20 protein-coding genes are annotated in these 19,631 nt (G+C 34.3%); 11 read left to right on the top strand and 9 right to left on the bottom strand.

Annotation, left to right across the window (positions count from 1 at the left end):
* Nucleotides 1-66 precede the first annotated feature (66 nt).
* The 3 genes from fabG to ACXHHC_RS03455 all read right to left on the bottom strand — a co-directional run bounded on the left by fabG (nt 67) and on the right by ACXHHC_RS03455 (nt 2,690).
* Entirely contained in the window at nt 67-816 is a 750-nt protein-coding gene (fabG, locus tag ACXHHC_RS03445; protein ID WP_458228257.1) for a 3-oxoacyl-[acyl-carrier-protein] reductase, read from the bottom strand.
* Between the two features lie 25 nt (nt 817-841).
* Complete coding sequence (gene sucD, locus ACXHHC_RS03450; protein WP_458228258.1) at nt 842-1,726, bottom strand: succinate--CoA ligase subunit alpha; 885 nt, start codon at nt 1,724-1,726, stop codon at nt 842-844.
* Nucleotides 1,727-1,904: 178 nt separating this feature from the next.
* Nucleotides 1,905-2,690, bottom strand: coding sequence for a 3-keto-disaccharide hydrolase (locus tag ACXHHC_RS03455; protein ID WP_458228259.1), 786 nt, complete (start codon nt 2,688-2,690; stop codon nt 1,905-1,907).
* A 150-nt stretch (nt 2,691-2,840) separates the two neighbouring features.
* Here ACXHHC_RS03455 and ACXHHC_RS03460 point away from each other — a divergent pair, with 150 nt between their 5' ends.
* The 6 genes from ACXHHC_RS03460 (at nt 2,841) to ACXHHC_RS03485 (ending at nt 9,162) form a co-directional block, all read left to right on the top strand.
* Nucleotides 2,841-3,860, top strand: coding sequence for a helix-turn-helix domain-containing protein (locus tag ACXHHC_RS03460; RefSeq protein ID WP_458228260.1), 1,020 nt, complete (start codon nt 2,841-2,843; stop codon nt 3,858-3,860).
* Between the two features lie 157 nt (nt 3,861-4,017).
* Nucleotides 4,018-5,178 (top strand): MFS transporter, encoded by a 1,161-nt coding sequence (locus tag ACXHHC_RS03465; protein ID WP_458228261.1) that lies wholly within the window; start codon nt 4,018-4,020, stop codon nt 5,176-5,178.
* 42 nt (nt 5,179-5,220) lie between these two features.
* Nucleotides 5,221-6,363: a Gfo/Idh/MocA family protein gene (locus ACXHHC_RS03470; RefSeq protein ID WP_458228262.1), complete on the top strand. Its 1,143-nt coding sequence runs from the start codon at nt 5,221-5,223 to the stop codon at nt 6,361-6,363.
* Nucleotides 6,364-6,375: 12 nt separating this feature from the next.
* A complete protein-coding gene (locus ACXHHC_RS03475; RefSeq protein WP_458228263.1) occupies nt 6,376-7,428 on the top strand; it encodes a sugar phosphate isomerase/epimerase family protein in 1,053 nt (350 codons plus the stop codon).
* A gap of 2 nt (nt 7,429-7,430) precedes the next feature.
* Nucleotides 7,431-8,165: a 3-keto-disaccharide hydrolase gene (locus ACXHHC_RS03480; protein WP_458228264.1), complete on the top strand. Its 735-nt coding sequence runs from the start codon at nt 7,431-7,433 to the stop codon at nt 8,163-8,165.
* Nucleotides 8,166-8,190: 25 nt separating this feature from the next.
* Nucleotides 8,191-9,162, top strand: a complete 972-nt coding sequence (locus tag ACXHHC_RS03485) for a ThuA domain-containing protein (RefSeq protein ID WP_458228265.1) — start codon at nt 8,191-8,193, stop codon at nt 9,160-9,162.
* A 44-nt stretch (nt 9,163-9,206) separates the two neighbouring features.
* On the opposite strand, the gene ACXHHC_RS03490 is transcribed toward ACXHHC_RS03485, so the two are convergent.
* Nucleotides 9,207-10,118, bottom strand: a complete 912-nt coding sequence (locus ACXHHC_RS03490; protein WP_458228266.1) for an AraC family transcriptional regulator — start codon at nt 10,116-10,118, stop codon at nt 9,207-9,209.
* Between the two features lie 230 nt (nt 10,119-10,348).
* On the opposite strand from ACXHHC_RS03490, the gene ACXHHC_RS03495 reads away from it, so the two are divergent.
* The 5 genes from ACXHHC_RS03495 (at nt 10,349) to ACXHHC_RS03515 (ending at nt 14,513) form a co-directional block, all read left to right on the top strand.
* Nucleotides 10,349-10,762 carry a DUF1348 family protein gene (locus ACXHHC_RS03495; protein ID WP_458228267.1) on the top strand — a complete coding sequence of 138 codons (414 nt, stop codon included), beginning with the start codon at nt 10,349-10,351 and terminating at the stop codon, nt 10,760-10,762.
* Between the two features lie 145 nt (nt 10,763-10,907).
* Nucleotides 10,908-11,735, top strand: coding sequence for a nitrate ABC transporter permease (gene ntrB, locus ACXHHC_RS03500; protein WP_458228268.1), 828 nt, complete (start codon nt 10,908-10,910; stop codon nt 11,733-11,735).
* A 7-nt stretch (nt 11,736-11,742) separates the two neighbouring features.
* Entirely contained in the window at nt 11,743-12,597 is an 855-nt protein-coding gene (locus ACXHHC_RS03505; protein WP_458228269.1) for an ABC transporter ATP-binding protein, read from the top strand.
* Nucleotides 12,598-12,620: 23 nt separating this feature from the next.
* Nucleotides 12,621-13,064 carry a cyanase gene (cynS, locus tag ACXHHC_RS03510; protein ID WP_458228270.1) on the top strand — a complete coding sequence of 148 codons (444 nt, stop codon included), beginning with the start codon at nt 12,621-12,623 and terminating at the stop codon, nt 13,062-13,064.
* A 33-nt stretch (nt 13,065-13,097) separates the two neighbouring features.
* A complete protein-coding gene (locus tag ACXHHC_RS03515) occupies nt 13,098-14,513 on the top strand; it encodes a CmpA/NrtA family ABC transporter substrate-binding protein (RefSeq protein ID WP_458228271.1) in 1,416 nt (471 codons plus the stop codon).
* 68 nt (nt 14,514-14,581) lie between these two features.
* Here ACXHHC_RS03515 and efp read toward each other — a convergent pair whose 3' ends face one another.
* From efp to ACXHHC_RS03540, 5 genes are read right to left on the bottom strand one after another with little or no spacing between them, the layout of a single operon-like run.
* A complete protein-coding gene (efp, locus tag ACXHHC_RS03520) occupies nt 14,582-15,148 on the bottom strand; it encodes an elongation factor P (RefSeq protein WP_458228272.1) in 567 nt (188 codons plus the stop codon).
* A 14-nt stretch (nt 15,149-15,162) separates the two neighbouring features.
* The gene (lpxA, locus tag ACXHHC_RS03525; protein ID WP_458228273.1) at nt 15,163-15,945 is read right to left on the bottom strand and encodes an acyl-ACP--UDP-N-acetylglucosamine O-acyltransferase; all 783 of its coding nucleotides are present in this window, start codon (nt 15,943-15,945) and stop codon (nt 15,163-15,165) included.
* A 6-nt stretch (nt 15,946-15,951) separates the two neighbouring features.
* The gene (locus ACXHHC_RS03530) at nt 15,952-17,340 is read right to left on the bottom strand and encodes a bifunctional UDP-3-O-[3-hydroxymyristoyl] N-acetylglucosamine deacetylase/3-hydroxyacyl-ACP dehydratase (RefSeq protein WP_458228274.1); all 1,389 of its coding nucleotides are present in this window, start codon (nt 17,338-17,340) and stop codon (nt 15,952-15,954) included.
* A gap of 19 nt (nt 17,341-17,359) precedes the next feature.
* The gene (gene lpxD / locus ACXHHC_RS03535) at nt 17,360-18,364 is read right to left on the bottom strand and encodes a UDP-3-O-(3-hydroxymyristoyl)glucosamine N-acyltransferase (protein WP_458228275.1); all 1,005 of its coding nucleotides are present in this window, start codon (nt 18,362-18,364) and stop codon (nt 17,360-17,362) included.
* A gap of 30 nt (nt 18,365-18,394) precedes the next feature.
* A complete protein-coding gene (locus ACXHHC_RS03540; RefSeq protein WP_458228276.1) occupies nt 18,395-19,627 on the bottom strand; it encodes an HD domain-containing protein in 1,233 nt (410 codons plus the stop codon).
* Nucleotides 19,628-19,631 lie beyond the last annotated feature (4 nt).

Genomic DNA, 19,631 nt, shown 5'->3' on the forward strand with positions numbered 1-19,631 from the left:
AAAAATAAAAAACTGCTCTTAAAGAAATCTTCAAGAGCAGTTTTTTATTTATTTAGAATGTTGTTTTTAAGCAGTAATCATACCACCATCAACATTTAATGTTTGACCTGTAATATAAGCAGACATATCAGAAGCTAAAAACACACATGCATTTGCAATATCTTCTGGCTGACCACCTCTTTTTAATGGAATTCCTTGTCTCCAACCATCTACAACAGCTTCGTCTAATTTAGCTGTCATTTCAGTTTCAATAAATCCTGGAGCAATAGCGTTACAACGAATGTTTCTAGAACCTAACTCCAAAGCCACAGACTTTGTAAAACCTAACATACCTGCTTTAGATGCAGCATAGTTTGTTTGTCCAGCATTACCTTGTACACCTACTACAGAACTCATATTAATAATAGAACCTGCTCTTTGCTTCATCATAGGACGAATTACAGCTTTAGTTAAGTTGAAAACTGACTTTAAATTTACTTCAATAACCTTATCAAAATCTTCTTCTGAGATTCTCATTAATAAGTTATCTTTCGTAATTCCGGCATTGTTAATCAATGCATCAATACTTCCAAACTCTTTTAAAACTTCAGCAGCTAAATCTTGTGCAGCATCAAACTCAGCAGCATTAGATTGGTAACCTTTTGCTTTTACTCCCATAGCAGACAGCTCAGCTTCTAAAGCTTGTGCAGCTTCTACAGAAGAACTAAAAGTAAAGGCAACATTAGCTCCTTGTTTAGCAAATTCTAAAGCAATTCCTTTCCCAATACCTCTAGTAGCACCAGTAATAATTGCTGTTTTTCCTTCTAATAATCCCATAAAATATTCAGTCTTAATTTACTTCTTATTTAGCAACTGCAGCTAAAACCTCAGCAACAGCCTCTCCAATTTTTGCAGGAGATTCTACTACTTTAATTCCGTTAGCAGCTAATATCTCCATTTTTGCTTGTGCAGATTCTCCTTCTCCACTAACAATAGCTCCAGCGTGTCCCATTGTACGTCCTGCAGGTGCTGTTTGTCCAGCAATAAATCCTACAACTGGCTTTTTATTTCCATTGGCACTTACCCACTTAGCTGCTTCTGCCTCTAACTGACCACCAATTTCACCAATCATTACAATTGCATCTGTTTCTTCATCATTCATTAATAACTCTACAGCTTCTTTAGTAGTTGTTCCAATAATTGGATCTCCACCAATACCAATTGCTGTAGTAATTCCAAATCCTTGTTTTACAACTTGGTCAGCAGCTTCGTAAGTTAAAGTACCAGACTTAGAAACAATACCTACATTCCCTTTTTTAAAGATGAATCCTGGCATAATTCCAACTTTAGCTTCTCCTGGAGTAATAACTCCTGGACAGTTAGGTCCAATTAAACGAGCATCAGAATTATCAACATAAGCTTTTACTTTTACCATATCAGCTACAGGAATACCTTCTGTAATACAAATAATAACTTTAATACCTGCATCAGTAGCTTCCATTACTGCATCAGCAGCAAATGCTGGTGGTACAAAAATAATAGTTGTGTCTGCTCCTGCTTTATCTACAGCTTCTTGAACTGTGTTAAAAACTGGCTTTCCTAAGTGTTCTTGTCCTCCTTTTCCTGGAGTAACTCCACCTACGATGTTTGTACCGTATTCAATCATTTGAGAAGCATGGAAAGTTCCTTCACTTCCTGTAAATCCTTGAACTATGATTTTAGAATCTTTATTAACTAAAACACTCATTTAATTATATTTTTTTATTGAAAATTCGTTGCCAACAAATATAAATATTTGTTCAGTATATCTACCTTTTTTACTTTTTTATCACAGAATTTTAAAACTCCTACAATTTTATAACAAAAAACTTATTGCACAATACCTTTTTAGGAGTTTGTAATTGGTGTCTAAAAGCACAAATATGCTACAATTCCAATAAATAAATATTTCTAAATTCTACAGGATGACTTTCGCTTTGCAATGAAAAAAATCCTTTTTCCAACAAGGTTCCTACTTTAGGCTCCCAATAGTCCTTATTCTCTAACATAGTACCTCCTATTTCTGGTTTGGTATATTGCAATACTTCTTCTCCATTAATTCTATGTAGTATCAAATCATTGCCATGCACCTCTATCTCTACTTGTACCCATTCATCTCCATAATATGTTGACGAAGTAGATTTAACACAGTGCGAAGTCTCATATTTACCATCTATCATAACATTGGTCCCTGGGGTACAAACATTTGCAGTTGGTCTTGACTCCTTTTTATCTATACCTCCTAATAATTGTACCTCTATAGACATGGGGAATAATTGGTCTTGAGTCATATTATAAGGACTCTCGCAATGAATCATAATTCCACTATTGCGTTCTGCCCATCCTAAACCTCCTTTTACTTGCTCTCCAACAAACCTATAGTCTAGCTTTAACTTATAATGTGACAATTCCTTATTATAAAAAATATGACCAAAAGTCTTGTTAAAATTGTAGTCCTTATCATATTGCACACTAAGAAGACCGTCTTTAATCTGAAAAGTATTTTTATAATTATCTCCCACAGGGTGTTTTGTTATCTTAACTACCCAATTCTTAGCCTGTTCTCCCTCTAAAAGATTCACCCATTTTTCTACTTTTACTTTTGGACTTGTAGAACACCCCATAAATAGAAATACTGTACTAGTTAAAATACAAGCTAAATATCTTTTCATACATCTTATAATTTTTCACTCAATGCAATTTATGTATTCTTTTCACTTATTTTATATTTATTTTTAAAAAAAAGACACCTAAACTCGACCTTTTGATAGTATTAGAAAACTATCCATAGTATTTTCATATTTTTTGTTTAATTTTCTTCAATGAAAACTTCTGAACAAAAAATCATTTCTTTCAAAGGCAACGGTATTGTTTACCATGTAGATACCTGCCTACCTTTAGTGGATGCATCCGAACGTAAAAAGGTAGATTTCAAAGCATTAGCAAGACACTCATATCCCGGAGATCGTTTAGACGACAACACACTTGGACTAAATAGTATTGGGTACTGGGATGCCAGCACCCCTCAAGATTGGGGACTAGATTGGCACAGAAACGAAGGAATTGAGTTTCACTTCTTAGAATCTGGCTCTATGCCTTACTCTCAAGAAAACTCTCAAACCATCTTAAAGCCAGGAGACTTAACAATTACACGCCCTTGGGAAATCCACAGAGTTGGAAACCCAAACGTTGGCATAGGAAAATTCTATTGGGTTATTATAGACCTAGGAGTACGCAGACCTCATCAAGAATGGGAATGGCCAGAATGGATTACATTAACGCCCAGCGACTTAGACAGACTAACCACTGCTTTAAGAAAGAACGAAAAACAGATATGGAAAACCAACGCGAATTTTAAAGATTGTTTCTCTAAAATTCACAAAACCATACACCAAGACAAAGAAGGAAGCAGTGCTTCTTCTATAAGACTACTTGTAAATTACCTACTCGTATTAATCTTAGAATTAATTGATAGTGAAGAAATCCCTTTAAACGAAACACTTACAGATAGCTCTAGAAGTGTAAAAATATTTCTAGACGAACTGGAAAATAATCTTCAAAAAAACTGGACTGTAGAAGAAATGGCAAAATCTGCCGGTGTTGGACTAACCAGATTTACATACCATTGTAAACAAATAACAAATCTAACTCCTATGAAATACCTAAACATCAGGAGACTAGAGCTTTCTAAAGAACTTTTAATTAAAGAACCTACTACCAATATTACAGAAATAGCTTATAGTTGCGGGTTTACTTCTAGCCAATATTTCGCCACACTTTTTAAAAAATACGAGAAATGTACTCCAAACGAGTTTAAAACAAAAGAACTAAACCAAGAGTAGTTTGTTTAATTTTCTTCACTGTAATATTCTAAACATTATTTTTAAATAGTTGATTATTTTTACGTGAAAACAGACTATTTATATAGATTCAGCATTAGTACACCCCTTAAAAGTATCAAATCGATAAACTTAAACAACAAACTAAACAAACATAATTATGGAAGGTATTAACAAACAAAGACTTTTTATCGCAAGTTGTCTTGCATTAATTACAACAGCAATGACCTTTGCTATTAGAGCAAGCTTAGAAACTGTTTTTGGTCCCGAAGGAATTGGATTAACGCTAGAACAAATTGGTTGGGCATTTACACCTGCATTTTGGGGATTTACTTTAGCTATGATTATTGGTGGGCCTTTAGTAGATACGTTAGGAATTAAAAAGATTACTTGGATTGCATTTACAACCCATATTGTAGGTATTGTTTTAACCATTACCGCAAGCTCTATGACCTCTTTATTTATTGCTACTTTATTTGTTGGTATTGGGAACGGAATGGTAGAAGCTGCACTAAATCCTATGATTGCATCTGTCTACAAAGATGAAAAAACAAAAATGTTAAATCGTTTCCATGTATGGTTTCCAGGAGGAATTGTGATTGGAGCCTTAGTTGGATGGCTATTTATGGAAGTTTTAGGGCTAAGTTGGCAAATTATGACTGCAACACTATTTATCCCTACCATTGCTTACGGTATTATGTTTTTAGGTCAAAAATTTCCTACTACAGAACGCGTACAATTAGGTATTAGCTACTCGGATATGTTAAAGAGTATTGGAAAACCATTATTCTTATTTATGGCTTTTTGTATGTTGTTAACTGCAGCATCAGAATTAGGAACCACACAACGTATAGATTCATTGTTAAAAAAATCGGTTAGCTCACCATTGTTAGTACTAGCTTTTATTAATGGAATTATGGCCTTAGGTAGATTGTCTGCTGGTAATGTAGTGCATAAGTTAAAGCCTTCTGGAATGTTATTATATTCTGCCATATTAACCTTTGCCGGACTCTGGTTGTTAACCATTACTTCTGGAGGAATGACTTTTGTAGCTGCAGCCGTATTTGCATTAGGAGTTACTTTTTTCTGGCCAACCATGCTTGGTTTTGTAGCCGAATACCTGCCAGAAACAGGAGCCTTAGGATTGTCAATTATGGGAGGTGCCGGAATGCTATCTGTTTCAATCGTTCTTCCAATTATGGGGAACTTAATGGATAACTCTAGTGCCAACCAAGCATTACAAATTATGTCTATACTTCCTGCAATCTTAATTTTATGCTTTACAGGATTATCAATTTACATGAAAAAGAAATCAAATTAAAATAGAAAATACACTTAACTAACCTACAACGTATACAACAAAATGAAAAAATTAAAAATGGGAATGATTGGTGGTGGTGCCGGCTCTTTTATTGGAGACGTACATCGTAAAGCATCAAGCATTGATGGAATGATTGAACTGGTATGTGGTGCTTTTAGTAGTACTCCCGAAAAATCTATTTCTTCGGGAAAAGATTTAGGTATTCCTTCGGACAGATGTTATGCAAATTACCAAGAAATGATAGCCAAAGAAAAAGAACTTCCAGAAAACGAAAGAATGGACTTTGTAGCTATTGTTACTCCTAACCACATGCACGTTCCTCCAGCAAAACTAGCTTTAGAAAACGGATTCCATGTAGTATGTGACAAACCTGTAAGTTTAACTTTGGACGAAGCCATAGAATTAGAAGAAGTAATAAACAATAGCGGAAAACTATTTGCTTTAACCCACAACTACACAGGACACCCTATGGTAAAACAAGCCAAAGCGTTAGTAGACAATGGGTCTATTGGTAAGATTAGAAAAATTCAAGCGCAATACCTACAAGGTTGGTTATCTACATCCATAGAAAAGGACGGTCAAAAACAAGCCGCTTGGAGAACCGATCCTAAAAAATCTGGAATTGGTGGTGCTTTAGGAGATATAGGTACCCATGCAGAAAACTTAATTGAATACATTACCGGTTTAAAAATTGCAGAAATAGCTGCTGATTTAGGAGTATTTGGTGCTGGTAGAACCTTAGACGATGACGGAAATATGTTAATCCGTATGGACAATGGTGCCAAAGGTACCATCTCTATTTCTCAGATAGCACTAGGGGAAGAAAACAACCTAGCCATTAAAGTCTACGGAGAAAAAGGAGCCTTAGAATGGCATCAAGAAAACCCGAATGAACTATTAACTCGCTGGTTAGAAGAACCACAAAAAATCTATACTCCTAACGGAAACGGATTGTATCCAGAAGCTTTAGAGGTTTCTAGAATTCCTGCGGGACACCCAGAAGGGTATTTAGAAGCTTTTGCAACTATCTACAAAAACTTTGCAACACACCTTAATGCTATTAAAAAAGGAGAAGCTGTAGAAAAAACAGACTATCCAACTATAAAAGATGGTATTAGAGGTATGAAATTTATCTACGCTGCAGTAGAAAGCGACAATAACAATGCCGCTTGGGTAAAAATTTAAAAAACTACAATTATGAGTACAATTAAAGGGCCTGCTGTTTTCTTAGCTCAGTTTATGGGTGATAAAGAACCATTTAACAATTTAGATTCATTGTGTAAATGGGCTGCAGATTTAGGATATAAAGGAATACAAATCCCTACATGGGAATCGGCATTAATAGATTTAGACATTGCTGCAGATAGTCAGACCTATTGCGACGACTTAAAAGGAAAAGTAAATTCTTACGGATTAGAAATCACAGAACTTTCTACACACTTACAAGGACAATTAGTTGCGGTAAACCCTGCTTACGACACTATGTTTGATGGTTTTGCTCCAGATGCTGTAAAAAACAACCCAAAAGCAAGAACCCAATGGGCTATAGACACGGTTAAAAAAGCAGGAACTGCAAGCGGAAAGTTAGGATTAACATCGCACGCTACTTTTTCTGGAGCTTTAATGTGGCATACGGTGTACCCTTGGCCACAACGCCCAAATGGATTGGTTCAAATGGGATTTAAAGAATTAGCAAAAAGATGGACCCCTATCTTAAATCACTTTGACGAGCACGGTGTAGATGCTTGTTACGAGTTACACCCTGGTGAAGACTTACACGATGGAATTTCTTTTGAACAATTTTTAGAAGCTACAGGAAATCACAAAAGGGCAAACATCTTGTACGACCCAAGTCACTTTGTACTACAACAACTAGACTATCTAACCTTTATTGACTATTACCACGAGAGAATAAAAGCTTTCCATGTAAAAGATGCTGAGTTTAACCCTACTGGTAAACAGGGAGTTTACGGAGGTTATACAGACTGGGCAGACAGAGCTGGTCGTTTTAGATCTTTAGGTGATGGACAAACAGATTTTGGAGGAATTTTTTCCAAACTAACCAAATACGATTGTGATGTTTGGGCAGTAATGGAATGGGAATGTTGTATCAAATCTCCTGAACAAGGTGCAAGAGAAGGTGCTCCATTTATACAAAAACACATTATAGAGTCTACCGGTAAAACATTTGATGATTTTGCTGGTGGTGATACGGACCCAGAACAATTAAAAAATATTTTAGGAATATAATTATGAAAAAAACAGTCTTCTTTTTCCTTGTAACAGCTATCTGTCTTGCACAGGAAAAAAAAATAGATCCAAAAAAAACTGAAGTATGGGAACCACAACCTCCTAAAGTAACTCCAGGTAAAAACAACAGCGCACCAAGCGATGCAATTATTCTTTTTGACGGATCTAATTTTAACCAATGGACAGGGAAAGGGAAGACCGTAAATTGGACTCTTAAATTGGATGGTTCTATGACCGTAAAACCCAAAGCTGGTGGTATTAAAACCAAACAAGATTTTGGAAGTATGCAATTGCACATAGAATGGAAGTCTCCTATAAACATCCTTAATAAAAAAGGGCAACAAAGAGGAAATAGCGGTATTTTCTTACAAGGACGTTATGAAATTCAAGTATTAGATAACAACAACAATAAAACCTATGCCAATGGTCAGGTAGGATCTGTGTACAAACAGTCTATCCCATTAGCCATGGCATCTGTCCCTACGGGCGAATGGAATTCTTATGACATTATTTACCATCAACCTAAGTTTGATAAGAATGGAGCTGTCGTAAAAAAGGCCACAGTTACTGTTTTACATAATAATGTATTAATACAAGACAACGTGACTATAGAAGGCCCAACCGTGTATAGAGGTAAACCAAGCTATAAAGCTCACGAAAAAGGACCTATATACCTACAAGATCATGGTAATTTGGTAAGTTATCGTAACATTTGGGTAAGAGAACTAAAAGAGTAAAAACTTTATTTTAAAAGAAACAAGAATGAAAAATAGAACTTTTAAAACATTTTTGATCATAAGCATGGTTACTTTAACAGGTTGCTTAGGGCAGAAAAAAATAAAAGCATTGATTATAGATGGTCAGAACAATCATGCTGTTTGGCCTAAATCAACCATTATGATGAAACAATATCTAGAAGAAACAGGAATGTTTACTGTTGATATTGCACGTACCAAATACTTATTTAAGAGTACTCCTAAAAAAGCTTGGTTATCTTACGCAGAAGGTGTTCCTAATGGTACCGAAGGAAAACCAAAGACAGACCCTGATTTTCTACCTAACTTCTGTAAGTACGATGTTGTTGTCTCTAACTTTGGTTTTAGAGCGGCTGATTGGCCTAGCAAAACCCAAGAAAAATTCGAGAAATTCATGAAAAAAGGTGGAGGATTTGTTAGTATTCATGCTGCAGATAACTGCTTTGCTAACTGGACGGCTTATAATGAAATGATTGGTATTGGTGGCTGGGGAGGTCGTACCAAAAAACACGGCCCATACCTTTATGTAGACAAAAAAGACAATGTTAAAGTAGACAACGCTGCAGGACCTTGTGGACAACATGGTAAACGAGAAGAGTTTTTAGTTACAACCTACAAAAACTCACATCCCATAACCAAAGGTTTTCCTAAGCAATGGATGCATACAGCAGATGAGTGTTACGCTTATTTAAGAGGACCCGCTAAGAATGTTACCGTATTAGCAACTGCTGTATCAACTAAAAAGCCTGCTAACTCAGGACAAAAGGAACCAGTTGTAATGACCATTAAATATAAAAAAGGTAGAATTTTTCACACAACTTTAGGACACGATGAAACTGCATTCTCATCTGTAGGCCTAATCACTCTAATTCAAAGAGGAACAGAATGGGCAGCTACTGGAAAAGTAACTCAAAAATTACCTAAAGACTTTCCTAAGGCAGTAAAAAGCTCTGCTAGAAAGTTTACTTACAACAAATAATAAAACTATTTAAGTAAAATAACTACATCTAAACCAACTATAGATTAGTAATTATTACTGATAAAAGAAGTGAAAGAACTCCTGTATTGCTCAGGAGTTTTATTACACGTTCTCTTAAACATTCTATTAAAATAAGAGCTTTCGTTAAAATTTAGCACATTAGAAATGTGTTTAATTGGAAGTTCTGTATGTAAGATTAATCTCTGAGCTTCTAAAATTAATCTATCTTGAATCATTTCTGAAGGAGTTTTATTGAGTACCTTTTTACACATATAACTCAATTGTTTTATAGACAAACTCATCTTCTCTGCATAAAAAGGAACCGGTTGATGTTCTTTAAAATGCTCTTCTATTAAACTTTCAAAAACAGTTAATTGTATCAGTTCATAATTAGACACCTGTTTAACATATGATTTGTTATAATAAACTCTTGTAAGATTCACAAAAAGTTGCCCCATATACAGTCTTATCATCTCGTGAAAATTAATGGTTCGGTTAGAATATTCTGAATGAATTTTCTTGAAAATTTTAACCACATTGTTTAATTCATCATAATTAAGCAAAACATGAGGTTCTGCAAACGTCATTTTAAAAAAAGGATAAGCTTCAAATTTCTGATGATCAAAACCTAACAAAAAATATTTCTTTGTAAAAAAGAGCACATAACCATCTGTATCATCTGATAATTCCCATCTGTGTATCTGCCCTGGAGGAATGATAAAAAATGCACCAGTTCTAACATCATACTCTTTGGCATCAATATAATGTTTTCCTTGTCCGGAGGTAATAATTAATATTAAATAAAAGTCATGCGAATGAGGTTTTTCTAAAAAACAATTCTCACAAAGATGATCCTTAAATTGTCGAATATAAAAATTGGCCTCAAAGTCTTGAATACAGTTTTTATAGTCTATAAAATTTGAAATTTTAAAAACAGGTAACGATACATTATTCATAATATACTGAGAGTTTTATTATTTTTTAAATTTCCATTTCATACCGCTTTAAAATTACACATCATAGTAAGTTAAAAACATCATTAAACCCCGAATTTAAACTGCTTTATATCAGTTATTAAGCAACACATTACAAAGGCTAAAAAGTACAGCAAGATGTTAAAAAAGTGTAACGATTAAATCAGTTTAGTATTGTACTATTGCCATCCACTTTTAAAACAACTAGCCTTATGAATAAAAAGCACCCTTTACCACCATTTACTGAGGAAACTGCAAAAATTAAGATTCAAAAAGCAGAAGATGCTTGGAACAGCAAAAACCCCGAGGTTGTTTCTATGGCATATACTCCAGACAGTGAATGGAGAAATAGAAACCTATTTATTAATGGAAGAGAAGAAATTGTTACGTTTCTAAAGAACAAATGGAGTACAGAAATAAATTATAAATTAAAAAAAGAGTACTGGGCACATACAGCTAACAGAATAGCGGTTCGTTTTGAGTATGAATATCAGAATAACGAAGGTAAATGGTATAGAGCCTACGGTAATGAAAACTGGGAGTTTGATGACAATGGATTGATGAAGAAAAGATATGCGAGTATTAATGATTTAGAAATTACAGAAAATCAAAGAAAAATTTTCTAGTAGCAAGCTCAACCAAATACAATAGCTAATACCTACACAAAACTCATTGTTATAATTGTGTAGGTATTTGTCTTTTTTGTGCACCCCCTAAAACTAAAGTGCCAACTAATATTGCAGTATACAACCTAAAACGACTACTGCATATATGAACCTAAGACTAAAATCAACCCTATTATCTCTTATTTTGTTTCTTTTTTTTACCACCATTGGAGAATTAAGTACAGGAGATGGTAGTAGGAACAAAAAAAATCTGACCGAATACGAAAAGTTAATGGGACTTGGAGAACCACAAGCACATGTTCCTGGTCCAATAGAAGTCTTTAAACATGCTTTTAAAGAACTTAGAAATCCTTTTTATGACAATGGACCTAACGATAAAGGAATTGGAATTCAAATCTTTTATTCAGTCTCTAGAGTTGCTGTTGGTTTTTTTATTGCAATGCTATTTGGAATCCCTCTTGGTTTTTTAATAGGAATGTCTCCTGTGCTCTACAAAGCACTGGACCCTTTTATACAAATACTAAAACCTGTTTCTCCATTGGCATGGATGCCTTTGGCATTATTTGTTATAAAAGACTCAATTCTATCTTCCATTTTTGTCATTTTCATCTGTTCTGTATGGCCTATGTTAATCAACACCGCTTTTGGTGTGTTATCTGTAAAAAAAGACTGGATAAACGTTGGTAAAACTCTAGAAATGAACCCAGTTATATCTGCTTTTAAAATTATTTTACCCGCTGCCCTACCCACAATTTTTACTGGAATGAGAATTTCCATGGGAATCTCTTGGCTAGTAATTGTTGCTGCAGAAATGCTGGTAGGAGGTACTGGAATAGGATATTATGTTTGGAACGAATGGAACAACTTAAACTTAACGAGTGTAATTTTTTCTATCCTAATGATTGGAGCTTTTGGAATGTTTCTAGACAATCTAATTTCTTTTATATCTAAATACTTTAACTATAAAGAATAACAAGCTTATGAGTTTTCTATCAGTAAAAAATTTAAGTAAAACCTTTTCTATTAATAAAGGAAAAGAAGAGTTAACCGTTTTTGAGAATATTAACTTCACCATAAACAGAGGTGAATACATTAGTATTATTGGTCATTCTGGTTGTGGAAAATCTACTGTTTTAAACGCTTTGGCTGGTTTAGATATTGATTTTGGAGGCGAAATCGTAATGCGGGGTAGTCCTGTTTTAGGTCCTAGTTTGCAACGTGGAGTTATTTTTCAAAACCACAGCTTGCTACCATGGCTTACCGCGCTAGATAATATTAAAATGGCTATTAAATGTAAATACAGAGACCTAACTGATAAAGAAGTAAAAAACCGTGCCTTGCATTTTTTAGATATGGTAGGATTAAAAGATGCAAAAGATAAAAAACCGAGTGAACTCTCTGGAGGAATGAAACAACGCGTTGGTATTGCAAGAGCTTTTTCTATAGAACCTGCTTTACTATTAATGGACGAGCCGTTTGGAGCTTTGGACGCTTTAACCAGAGGAAAACTTCAAGATCAACTAGTAGATATATGCGAACGAACCAAACAAACCACTTTTATGATTACGCATGACATTGATGAAGCAATACTTCTTTCTGATAAAATTTTACTAATGTCCGACGGTCCTTCTGCAAGAGTTGCTGAATGTATTCTGGTTGACATTCCTAAACCTAGAAATAGAGCCACCATAGTACAAGATCCCAATTATTATAAAATAAGAAACTACTTAGTTGATTTTCTTGTTAAAAAATCGGAACAAATCAAACATCAAATTCAACAAGGAATTCTATCCGACAAAGAATTTCCTGTAGAAATAAACCCTGAAAACCTTTAACCTTTTAAAAAACACTATTCATTATGATGTCAAAAGAAACCATGTCTAGTTTAATACTAGATGCAAAATCAACAAAAGGAACTACCTGGGAATTACTTTCAGAACTTACAAAACTGGACCCTGTTTGTATTGCCGCAGCATGCTTAGGAAATGCTACATTAAGCAAAGAAGAAGCAGATATTGTTACAGAAACACTGGAGCTTAACGAAGAAGTAAGGGATGCGTTAATGGTATTTCCTACTAAAGGTCCTGGACAAGTAATCCCAAGCGATCCTTTAATTTATAGATTTTACGAAATAGCTTATGTATATGGTACGAGTATTAAAGAAGTGGTTCATGAAAAATTTGGAGATGGAATTATGAGTGCTATTGATTTTACACTAAACGTAGATAAAATAGAAGACCCTAAAGGAGATAGAGTTCAAGTTACCATGACTGGAAAATTCTTACCCTATAAAAAATGGTAACAAAATTAAAACTAACACTTAAAACTAAAAGTTATGTCTGTAAATAGTTTAGATAATCCATATAGCGATAAGTCAGACTTATCACATGGAGCTAGCTGTAGTTGTAAATCTTGCAGCAGCGAAAACAAAGTAGAAAGCTCTTCTTTACCACAAACAGAGGAAGCAATGGTCAATCGATTTGTAGAAACATCCATTGTAAAATCTATGTTTGGTGGAAACGACTTAAAAAGAAGACAGTTTATTAAAATTGTTGGAGAAAACACTTTTAAAGCCGCATTACTCTCTGCATTACCGATGGGATTAATACAAGCCTGTGCAAATGACAAAAAGAAAGAAGTTACCAATGGAGGAGGTTCAGCCAAGTCTGCTTCCAAATTAGAAAAAAGTACACTAAACATAGGATTTGTTCCTATTACTTGTGCAACTCCTATTATTATGTCTAAACCTATGGGGTTTTACGAAAAATATGGATTGGACGTAAATGTGGTAAAAACTGCTGGATGGGCTGTTGCTAGAGATAAAAGTCTTAACAAAGAGTACGATGCTTCTCACATGCTTACTCCTATGCCTTTAGCCATGACCTTGGGTGCTGGGTCTGTACAGTCTCCATATATAATGCCAGCAGTAGAAAACATTAATGGACAAGCAATCTGTTTGCATTTAAAGCACAAAGACAAAAGAGATCCTAAAATGTGGAAAGGTTTTAAATTTGGAGTTCCTTTTGAATATTCTATGCATAATTTCTTATTAAGGTATTATGTTGCAGAACATGGATTGGATCCTGATAAAGACATTCAAATTAGAGTGGTACCACCACCAGAGATGGTCGCAAATTTAAAAGCCGGAAATTTAGATGGTTACTTATCTCCAGATCCATTTAACCAAAGAGCCGTTTACGAAAATGTAGGTTTCTTACACATGTTAACCAAAGACATATGGCAGGGTCATCCTTGTTGTGCATTTGCGTGTAGCGAAGAATTTGCTACCAAACACCCAAACACCTATTCAGCATTATTTAGTGCCATCATTGATGCTACAAACTACTCATCTAAATTAGAAAACAGAGATGCCATATCCGAAGCAATCTCGCCTAAAAATTACCTTAACCAACCGCCGTCAGTTGTTAAACAAGTCCTAACTGGAACCTATGCCGATGGTTTAGGAAATGTCCTAAAAGTACCCGATAGAATTGACTTTGATCCATTCCCTTGGCACTCTATGGGAGTTTGGATTCTAACACAAATGAAACGTTGGGGTTATGTAAAAAAAGACATCGATTACAAAAAAATTGCAGAGCAAGTTTACTTAGCTACAGATTGTGCTAGTAAATTAAAAGAACACGGTTTTGAAGCTCCTGGAACTACTTATAAAAAGCATTATATAATGGGGAAAGAATTTGACCCTAGCAAACCAGAAGAGTACGTTAACAGCTTTAGTATCAAAAGATAAGATCTAACAATAAAAAAGGAATCTAAATAATTTAGATTCCTTTTTTATATACTTTAAAAAAACAAAAACTACTCTTTAATTCTTTCTTGGTAAGTACCTTTTGCAGTTTCTATCTTAATTTTATCTCCTTCGTTAATAAACAATGGAACGTTTACAGAAGCACCTGTCTCTACAGTTGCAGGCTTAGTAGCGTTGGTTGCTGTGTTTCCTTTAACTCCTGGCTCTGTGTAAGTAACTTCTAAAATTACAGATTGAGGCATTTCTACAGCCAAAGGCAATTCATCTTCTGCACGTACAATTACAGTAACCACTTCTCCTTCTTTTAACAAGTCTGGAGCATCTAAAGTTTCTTTCTCTAAAGTAATTTGATTGTAGTCAACTGTATTCATAAAGTTAAAAGTATCTCCTTCTGCATATAAATACTGATACTTTCTAGTCTCTACTCTTACCTCTTCTATTTTGTGTCCTGCAGAAAAAGTGTTATCAATAACTTTCCCCGAAGTTAAACTCTTTAATTTAGTTCTTACAAAAGCAGGTCCTTTACCTGGTTTTACATGTTGGAACTCTATAACTTTATAAGTATCACTGTTATAAACAATACACAATCCATTTCTAATATCCGATGTAGTTGCCATCTATAATTTTCTTTTTAGTTGTTAAAATATCCTTTCATAATCCCTCTTTGAGAACTCTGTATAAATCTAATGATATCGTCTCTCTCTTTAGTAGCCTCCATTTCAGCTTCAATAATTCTAATTGCTTGGCTATTGTTATGCTTGCTTTGGAATAAGATTCTGTATATGTTTTGAATTTCATGAATTTTTTCAGCTTCAAAACCTCTTCTTCTTAATCCAACTGAATTTACTCCAACATAAGATAAAGGCTCTCTTGCAGCCTTTACGAATGGAGGAACATCCTTTCTTACCAAAGAACCTCCAGTTACAAACGCATGATCTCCCACAGAACAAAACTGGTGGATTGCAGTCATCCCTGCTAAAATCACACTGTTCCCAATATTTGTATGCCCAGCTAAGGTACTTCCGTTAGAAAAAATACAATTGTCTCCCACAATACAGTCATGAGCAATATGACAATAAGCCATAATTAAACAATTATTACCTACTACTGTTTTCATTCGGTCTGTTGTCCCTCTGTTAATGGTAACACACTCCCTTATTGTTACATTATCACCAATAATAGTTGCAGTATCCTCTCCGTTATATTTTAAATCTTGCGGCATAGCAGAAATTACTGCTCCAGGGAAAATTTTACAGTTTTCTCCAATTACAGCACCTTCCATAATAGTCACATTAGATCCAATCCATGTACCAGAACCAATGGTTACATTGTTGTGAATGGTTGTAAATGGCTCTATAACTACATTACGAGCAATTTTAGCCCCTGGATGGATATATGCTAATGGTTGATTCATATTTGTTTATTTTTTCTTGGCTATTTGTGCCATTAGTTCAGCTTCTACTACTACTCTTCCGTTGGCATATCCAACAGATTTCATATGACAGATTCCTCTACGGATTGGGGTAATTAATTCCGCTTTAAATATAAGGGTATCTCCTGGTAACACTTTTTGTTTAAACTTAACATTATCCATTTTCATGAAATATGTTAAATAATTATCTGGATCTGGAACAGTGCTTAAAACCAAAACACCTCCACACTGAGCCATTGCTTCAATTTGTAAAACTCCAGGCATTACTGGTGCATCTGGGAAATGTCCTACAAAAAAAGGTTCGTTCATAGATACATTTTTCATCCCAACCACATGTGAATCCGACAATTCCAAAATTCTATCAATCAATAAAAATGGAGGTCTGTGTGGCAACAACTTCATAATGGCATGAATATCCATTAATGGTGGTTGATTCAAATCGTAATTAGGAACGCTGTTGCGTTTCTCTTGTTTTATAATATTAGCCAAACGTTTACCAAACAAAGTATTTACTTTGTGACCTGGTTTGTTTGCTATTACTTTTCCTCTAATTCTTGTTCCTACCAATGCTAAATCACCAATAACATCTAACAACTTATGTCTTGCAGCTTCATTAGCCCAACGCAACTCTAAATTATCTAAAATACCATTTGGAGTTGCTTTTATGTCGTCTTTTCCAAAAGCTTCTTTTAATTTAGACAATGTTGATTCGGAAATTTCTTTATCTACATAAACAATCGCATTATTTAAATCACCTCCTTTAATTAGGTTGTGCTCTAATAACATTTCTAATTCATGTAAAAAACTAAACGTTCTAGCGGCAGAAATCTCTTCTTTAAAATCAGAAATATTATCTAGTGTTGCATTTTGAGTACCTAAAATCTGAGTCCCAAAATCAACCATTGTAGTAATTTCATACTTATCAGAAGGCATTAAAATAATTTCACTTCCTGTCTCTTCGTCTTTAAATGATACTACATCTTTTACAATGTATTCATCTACTTCTGCTTCTTGCTCAACAATTCCTGCAGACTCTAATGCTTCTATAAAATATTTAGAAGAACCATCCATAATTGGTGGCTCAGAAGCATTAATTTCTATTACTAAGTTATCTATTTGTAAACCAACAGCTGCTGCTAAAACATGCTCCGAAGTATTGATACTCACACCCATTTTTTCTAGGTTAGTACCTCTTTCTGTAGTTGTAACATATTCTACCTTAGCTTCAATGCTTGGCTTTCCTTCTAAATCTACACGAACAAATGTATATCCATTATTCTCTGGAGCTGGTTTAAACACCATCGTTACATCCTGACCTGTATGTAAACCTACACCTGTTAATGTAACCTCGTTTTGGATTGTTTTTTGTTTTAGCATTACTTATACTTTTTAAAGCTTATTTATTCTCTAACTCTTTTATAATTGTTGGCAACTTTTTAAAATAAACATACGATTTATTATACTCTGCATAGTCCATAGCAGGAATACCTCTTAATACAGCTCCATCTTTGGTATTCTTAGCGACTCCGGTTTTAGCAGAAATCTTTACATTATTTCCTATTTTAATATGTCCTGAAACCCCAACTTGTCCAGCTATCTGACAATTTTCACCTACTGAACTAGAACCAGCTATCCCCGACTGTGAAGCCATTACTGTATTTTTTCCTACAGTAACATTGTGGGCTATCTGATTTAAATTATCAATCTTAACTCCTCTTTCAATAACAGTAGATCCCATTGTAGCTCTATCTATAGTTGAATTGGCTCCTATGTCTACGTTATCTTTTATAATAACATTTCCTATTTGAGGTATGGTCTTGTACTCTCCTGTTTCGGTTGGAGCAAACCCAAATCCATCAGATCCAATTACTGCACCTGCATGAATTTTACAATTGTACCCTATTTCGCAGTCTGCATATATCTTTACTCCTGCATATAAAGTTGTATTGTCTTTAATTGTTACATTGTCTCCAACATAACAGTTAGGGTATATTTTTACATTGTTTCCAATAGTAACATTTGCACCAAGATATGCAAAAGCTCCTATATATGGATCTTCTCCTATTGTAGCAGTATCAGCAATACTTACAGGAGATTCTATTCCCGATTTTTGATTTTTGTACTCGTTGTAAAACTCTAAAACTTGAGTAAAAGCTTGATAAGCATCGTTTACTTTTATAAGAGTTGCGCTTATTTCTTTAGCAGGTTCAAAATCTTTATTTACAATTACAATAGATGCATTGGTCGTATATATAAAGTTTGTGTACTTTGGATTTGACAAAAAAGTCATTGATCCTTTTTCCCCTTCTTCAATTTTTGATAAAGTAGATACCGTTGCAGCTTCATCTCCTACGATTTCACCTCCTAAGATTTCTGCTATCTGAGTTGCTTTAAATTCCATCACTGGCAAAAGTAAAAAATTATATTCTATTTAAGAGTTTTTGACACCTTTTGGATAACAAACAAAGTATTTTATTACTGGTTTTGTCAACGCTTGGATATTTAATTGATCTGAAGCAGTTACTATATCTACAATATCTCCATTCTTATAATACAAATAAATCTTCTTTTCCTCGTCGCTATATGCTTGATTTTGAACAGAGTCCTGAATATAAAAGTAGTCCATATCTTCTTTTGTCCATCCGTTCGATGTCATTTTTTCTTTTATTGCTAAAACTTCAGTATCAGAAAAAGGTTTATTTCCCATTTTTACTTTTAGCAACTTTCTATTGATAATCATCTCTGATAATCGTGATAATATCTCATCTTCGTGACTGATCCAGTCTTTTATGGCCGATAACATGTCATAATCGTCTAATCTAGAAAATGTTTTTAGTGTTTCTAAATCAAAATTTTCATCTATATCTCTGTACAAAAAGAATTTTAATGCTTTACTAGATGGCAACTCTACTCCTTTACTGGCTAAGTGCTTTGCTCTTGCTAGTAAATTTACCAACACTTTTTCTGCAACCACACTGGTTTTGTGCAAATATACCTGCCAGTACATAAGTCTTCTACCCACAATAAATTTCTCTACAGAATAAATTCCTTTTTCCTCAACAACTAATATATCATCTACTACGTTTAACATATCAATTAAACGTTCGGAACTAATATTACCTTCTGCAACTCCAGAATAAAAACTATCTCTTTTTAAATAGTCCATTCTATCAATATCCAATTGACTTGAAACCAACTGATTTAAAAATTTACGAGAATATTTTCCTTCAAAAATAGAAATAGCTAAATCTAACTGCCCCTTAAACTCTTTGTTTAGCTCTTTCATAAATAACAACGATATCGTCTCATGACTTACACCGTCTACAATACTATGCTCTAAAGCATGTGAATAAGGTCCATGTCCAATATCATGCAATAAAATAGCAATACAAACAGCATTGTTTTCTTGTTCGCTAATTTCTACCCCCTTATTTTTTAAAACTCGCAACGCTTTTTGCATTAAATGCATACACCCTACCGCATGATGAAAACGTGTATGGTGCGCTCCTGGATACACCAAGTGCGACAAGCCCATTTGGGTAATCCTTCTTAAACGCTGAAAGTAAGGATGTTCCATTAAATCAAAAATTAATTTATTTGGAATTGTAATAAACCCGTATATTGGATCGTTTATAATTTTAACTTTATTGCTTGGGCTTTTCAATTTT

This window comes from Wenyingzhuangia sp. IMCC45574 (assembly GCF_054182685.1).

Excerpts from the sequence above, each read along its gene's own strand:
- fabG (WP_458228257.1), bottom strand. The coding sequence starts at position 816 with ATGGGATTATTAGAAGGAAAAACAGCAATTATTACTGGTGCTACTAGA.
- sucD (WP_458228258.1), bottom strand. The coding sequence starts at position 1,726 with ATGAGTGTTTTAGTTAATAAAGATTCTAAAATCATAGTTCAAGGATTT.
- ACXHHC_RS03455 (WP_458228259.1), bottom strand. The coding sequence starts at position 2,690 with ATGAAAAGATATTTAGCTTGTATTTTAACTAGTACAGTATTTCTATTT.
- ACXHHC_RS03460 (WP_458228260.1), top strand. The coding sequence starts at position 2,841 with ATGAAAACTTCTGAACAAAAAATCATTTCTTTCAAAGGCAACGGTATT.
- ACXHHC_RS03465 (WP_458228261.1), top strand. The coding sequence starts at position 4,018 with ATGGAAGGTATTAACAAACAAAGACTTTTTATCGCAAGTTGTCTTGCA.
- ACXHHC_RS03470 (WP_458228262.1), top strand. The coding sequence starts at position 5,221 with ATGAAAAAATTAAAAATGGGAATGATTGGTGGTGGTGCCGGCTCTTTT.
- ACXHHC_RS03475 (WP_458228263.1), top strand. The coding sequence starts at position 6,376 with ATGAGTACAATTAAAGGGCCTGCTGTTTTCTTAGCTCAGTTTATGGGT.
- ACXHHC_RS03480 (WP_458228264.1), top strand. The coding sequence starts at position 7,431 with ATGAAAAAAACAGTCTTCTTTTTCCTTGTAACAGCTATCTGTCTTGCA.
- ACXHHC_RS03485 (WP_458228265.1), top strand. The coding sequence starts at position 8,191 with ATGAAAAATAGAACTTTTAAAACATTTTTGATCATAAGCATGGTTACT.
- ACXHHC_RS03490 (WP_458228266.1), bottom strand. The coding sequence starts at position 10,118 with ATGAATAATGTATCGTTACCTGTTTTTAAAATTTCAAATTTTATAGAC.
- ACXHHC_RS03495 (WP_458228267.1), top strand. The coding sequence starts at position 10,349 with ATGAATAAAAAGCACCCTTTACCACCATTTACTGAGGAAACTGCAAAA.
- ntrB (WP_458228268.1), top strand. The coding sequence starts at position 10,908 with ATGAACCTAAGACTAAAATCAACCCTATTATCTCTTATTTTGTTTCTT.
- ACXHHC_RS03505 (WP_458228269.1), top strand. The coding sequence starts at position 11,743 with ATGAGTTTTCTATCAGTAAAAAATTTAAGTAAAACCTTTTCTATTAAT.
- cynS (WP_458228270.1), top strand. The coding sequence starts at position 12,621 with ATGATGTCAAAAGAAACCATGTCTAGTTTAATACTAGATGCAAAATCA.
- ACXHHC_RS03515 (WP_458228271.1), top strand. The coding sequence starts at position 13,098 with ATGTCTGTAAATAGTTTAGATAATCCATATAGCGATAAGTCAGACTTA.
- efp (WP_458228272.1), bottom strand. The coding sequence starts at position 15,148 with ATGGCAACTACATCGGATATTAGAAATGGATTGTGTATTGTTTATAAC.
- lpxA (WP_458228273.1), bottom strand. The coding sequence starts at position 15,945 with ATGAATCAACCATTAGCATATATCCATCCAGGGGCTAAAATTGCTCGT.
- ACXHHC_RS03530 (WP_458228274.1), bottom strand. The coding sequence starts at position 17,340 with ATGCTAAAACAAAAAACAATCCAAAACGAGGTTACATTAACAGGTGTA.
- lpxD (WP_458228275.1), bottom strand. The coding sequence starts at position 18,364 with ATGGAATTTAAAGCAACTCAGATAGCAGAAATCTTAGGAGGTGAAATC.